A 3,248-nucleotide genomic window follows, 5' to 3' on the forward strand; every position below is an offset into this window, starting at 1 on the left:
CCGAACGTGACCCGCCTGCAAGACAGCGGCGCCGCCGAAAGCGTGGCCACCAGCGTGCAAGGTGTGCGCTGGGAAGCCTGGAGCCCCGAGAAACAGGCCGCCCTGCTGGCCGAAGGCCGCCCGGTGTTTGTCGACTTCACCGCCGCCTGGTGCGTGACCTGCCAGTACAACAAGCGCACCACCCTGGCCGACGCAGCCGTGCTGGGCGACATGGCGGCCCAAAACGTGGCCCTGCTGCGTGCCGACTGGACGCGCCGCGACGCCGCCGTCACCGCCGCCCTGGCCCAGCTCGGCCGCAACGGCGTGCCGGTGTACACCCTGCTCCAGAACGGGCAGCCGCCGGTGGTGCTGAGCGAAGTGCTGGGCGTGGACGAGGTGCGCGCTGCCCTGGCCCGCCTCTGAGCGCGGTGTGACCGCCGAGCAGCGGAACCCCGGACCGCCCAGCCGGGTCACAACGGGCCCGACGCCCACAGGAGTGCATCCCATGCTGCAACGCCGCCCCTTCATCGCCCAAGGCCTCGCCCTGGGTGCCGCCACCCTGCTGCCCGCCGCCTGGCGGCCGGCCTTTGCCGCAGTGGCGGTCGGCCAGCCCGCGCCAGACTTCACGCTGCAAAACACCGCCGGCCAGCCGGTGAAACTCTCTCAGTTCAAAGGCAAACCGGTGGTGCTGGAGTGGAACAACCCCGGCTGCCCCTTCGTGCGCAAGCACTACCAGGGCAACATGCAGGCGCTGCAGAAAGACTTCACCCAGCGCGGTGTGGTCTGGCTGGCCATCAACTCCACCGAAGACGCCAGCGGTGACTACCAGCCCCCGCCGCAACTGGCGCGCTGGATGCGCGACCAGGGCGCCAGCCCCAGCGCGACGCTGATGGACGAAGACGGCAGCGTCGGCAAACGCTACGGCGCCCGCGTCACCCCGCACATGTACATCGTCAACGCCCAGGGCCTGCTGGTGTATGCCGGCGGTATCGACAGCATCCCGTCCGCCCGCGTGGCCGACATTGAAAAAGCCACCAACCACGTGCGCCAGGGCCTGACCGAACTGCTGGCCGGCAAGCCGCTGAGCGTGGCCACCAGCCTGGCGTATGGCTGCAGCATCAAATACAAAAACGCCGCCGCATGACCCGAAACCGCCCACCACAGCACCCCGCCCGCCCCGCGCCCCGCCGCCAGGCCCTGCGCGGGCTCGCGGCCCTCACCCTGGCCGCCACGGCGGGCCTGCTGGGCGCCTGCTCTGACAAAGCCCCCGCCGCCGGCGACCCGCTGCGCGTCAGCCTCGAAGAAGGGCGCCAGCTCTTCGAATCGAGGCAGGCCCTGCTGTTCGACATCCGCGAGGCCGACGAACACGCCACCGGCGTGGCCAACGGCGCCCGGCTGCTGCCCATGTCGCAGCTCCAGCAGCGGGCCGGCGAAATCCCCAAAGACCCGGCGCAGCCGGTGCTCATCATCTGCAACACCCAAAACCGCTCCAGCAAAGTGGTGCAGGCCATGCAAGAAGCCGGGTGGACCAACGTGCGCTACGTGCACGGCGGCATGAGCACCTGGGCCAAGAACGGCTGGCCCATGGTCAAACCGTTCGGGCTGCCCGCGTCCTGATCCACCGACGGCGCCGCCCACCGCGGCCGCAGCGCGTCAGTCCTCGCCCAGGTGCCCACGCGCCTGGGCCGCGGCAGGGTCTTTGAAGATCGCCATGGCCGTGAGCAGACGCCGAAACCCCAGCCGGCGGTAAAACCCTTCTTTGCCGGGCATGGCGTAGAGCAGGATCTTCTGGTGCCCGCGCGACGCCTCGACCAGCCGCGCCACCACCTCGCGCCCCAGACCGGTCCCCTGGTGGCTCGGCAGCACCGCCACATCACAGATGTACGAACAGTCCGCCCCGTCCGCCAGCGCACGGCCCGCGGCCACCAGCACACCCTGATCGTCGTGGGCGAAGCAGGTGAAGCGGCTGTTGGTGAACACGGTGCGCAAATGCGCCGCCGGCTTGTGGCCCAGCGGCGCCAGCCGGTACAGCGTTTCGAGCGCGTCCCAGTCGATGGCGTCCGGGGTGTCTGTCCAGGTCAGGGGCATGGGGCGCTGTGACCCATGGCCGGTGTGCTGGAGGCGAGATGTCATGGGCTTGGCGGAGTGTGTTGAGGTGCGCCTTCCGGGAACGCCGGAATGCCTGGCGCAATGGGCCACCAACTGGCCTTTGAGGCCGTGAAGGCATGAAATGCCAATGGTGTGCCCACGGGTTCTTGCAAGAGCCCGGCCCTGATGCGCAAGACGCCCAGGAGCGATTCACGTTTGCTGTAGACCGGAGAGCCGCAGACCTTGCAGAAAGCCCGAATCTTGCCTGGAGATGATTCGTACTGCTGCAGCAATTCCTCGCCTCGCGAAAACTCCAACGCAGCGGCCTCAACGGGAATGTTTGTGGCGACAGGGCCGCCCTGTGCTTGCCTGCATTGGGAGCAATGGCAGACCTGGATGGGTGCCAACGGGCCTTGGATGTTGAAGCTGATACCGCCGCAACGGCACGATCCTTGGTGATTGATGCTCATGCGATTTTCGTGTTGCCTAACGTTGAAGCTGAGGGGCCGTAGCCAGCTGGCCGCGCGGAGCTGAAAATGGAAAGACAGCATAGCGCGGCCAGCTGGGGGCGGTCCACTCGAGCGACCGGTTAGCCATGGTCGAGAAGATACAAGCCACATTGCCCGGCCCATTTTCGAATGATGTCAATGGAGGCGCGACTATTGAAGTAGAAGTGATGCGTGTCATCCCAGCTCTCGAAAAACGCGCAACCCAGCTCAGGCAAAACAACTTGGAATTGGCGATGCTTTAGCGTCGTGCCGCCATTCGGCGTGCAGTACTTGTACAGCACCTCTGATGAGGTGAACTCGCGAAAGATCGTGCGGTCGTGCGCGCGCCTGCGAAATGCAAAGGACAGAACTGGCGTTCCAGTAACGAGCAATGCACAGAACTTAGCGTGACGGGCAGTACGAATTTCCTGTTCTTCGGGCGGCACATTCTCCAAGAGGTCATTGGCCTCGTCGCGTGTAAGCCAGCGATCGAAGACTGAGACCGCCAGCCCATTCACATGGCTTGGTAGATCGCCTTCGTTCCAGGCAACTGCTCTGAGCCATGGGTAATGAAGTCGCAGTTCCGCCTGGCGAACTTCCGGCAAGTTGACAAGGCGGCGCATCTGAATGGCTAACGTTTGAGCTGAGCGGACCCCACCGGGTTGGTGCTTGGCCCGCGAGGTGGATGATGAC

Annotated in this window: 6 protein-coding genes; 3 read left to right on the forward strand and 3 right to left on the reverse strand. The window is 66.0% G+C overall.

From position 1 onward, the window contains the following. From ACR2JA_RS14425 to ACR2JA_RS14435, 3 genes are all read left to right on the forward strand, one after another. A partial coding sequence (locus tag ACR2JA_RS14425; protein ID WP_434009772.1) for a thioredoxin family protein occupies positions 1-402 on the forward strand: 402 nt, incomplete at its 5' end. 82 nt (positions 403-484) lie between these two features. Further along, entirely contained in the window at positions 485-1,123 is a 639-nt protein-coding gene (locus tag ACR2JA_RS14430; RefSeq protein ID WP_434009773.1) for a redoxin domain-containing protein, read from the forward strand. Beyond that, entirely contained in the window at positions 1,120-1,596 is a 477-nt protein-coding gene (locus ACR2JA_RS14435) for a rhodanese-like domain-containing protein (protein WP_434009774.1), read from the forward strand. Before ACR2JA_RS14430 ends, ACR2JA_RS14435 begins: the two co-directional genes overlap by 4 nt. 36 nt (positions 1,597-1,632) lie before the next feature. On the opposite strand, the gene ACR2JA_RS14440 is transcribed toward ACR2JA_RS14435, so the two are convergent. From ACR2JA_RS14440 to ACR2JA_RS14450, 3 genes are all read right to left on the reverse strand, one after another. After that, on the reverse strand, positions 1,633-2,112 hold the full coding sequence (locus ACR2JA_RS14440; RefSeq protein ID WP_434009775.1) for a GNAT family N-acetyltransferase: 480 nt from the start codon (positions 2,110-2,112) through the stop codon (positions 1,633-1,635). Continuing rightward, entirely contained in the window at positions 2,109-2,699 is a 591-nt protein-coding gene (locus ACR2JA_RS14445) for a GFA family protein (RefSeq protein ID WP_434009776.1), read from the reverse strand. The genes ACR2JA_RS14440 and ACR2JA_RS14445 overlap by 4 nt, the downstream gene beginning before the upstream one ends. Continuing rightward, the coding region (locus tag ACR2JA_RS14450; RefSeq protein WP_434009777.1) for a hypothetical protein at positions 2,657-3,248 on the reverse strand (592 nt) is incomplete at its 5' end. The genes ACR2JA_RS14445 and ACR2JA_RS14450, both read right to left, overlap by 43 nt.

It is taken from the genome of Hydrogenophaga sp. (assembly GCF_051007235.1).
In the GTDB taxonomy this organism is placed as follows: domain Bacteria; phylum Pseudomonadota; class Gammaproteobacteria; order Burkholderiales; family Burkholderiaceae_C; genus Hydrogenophaga.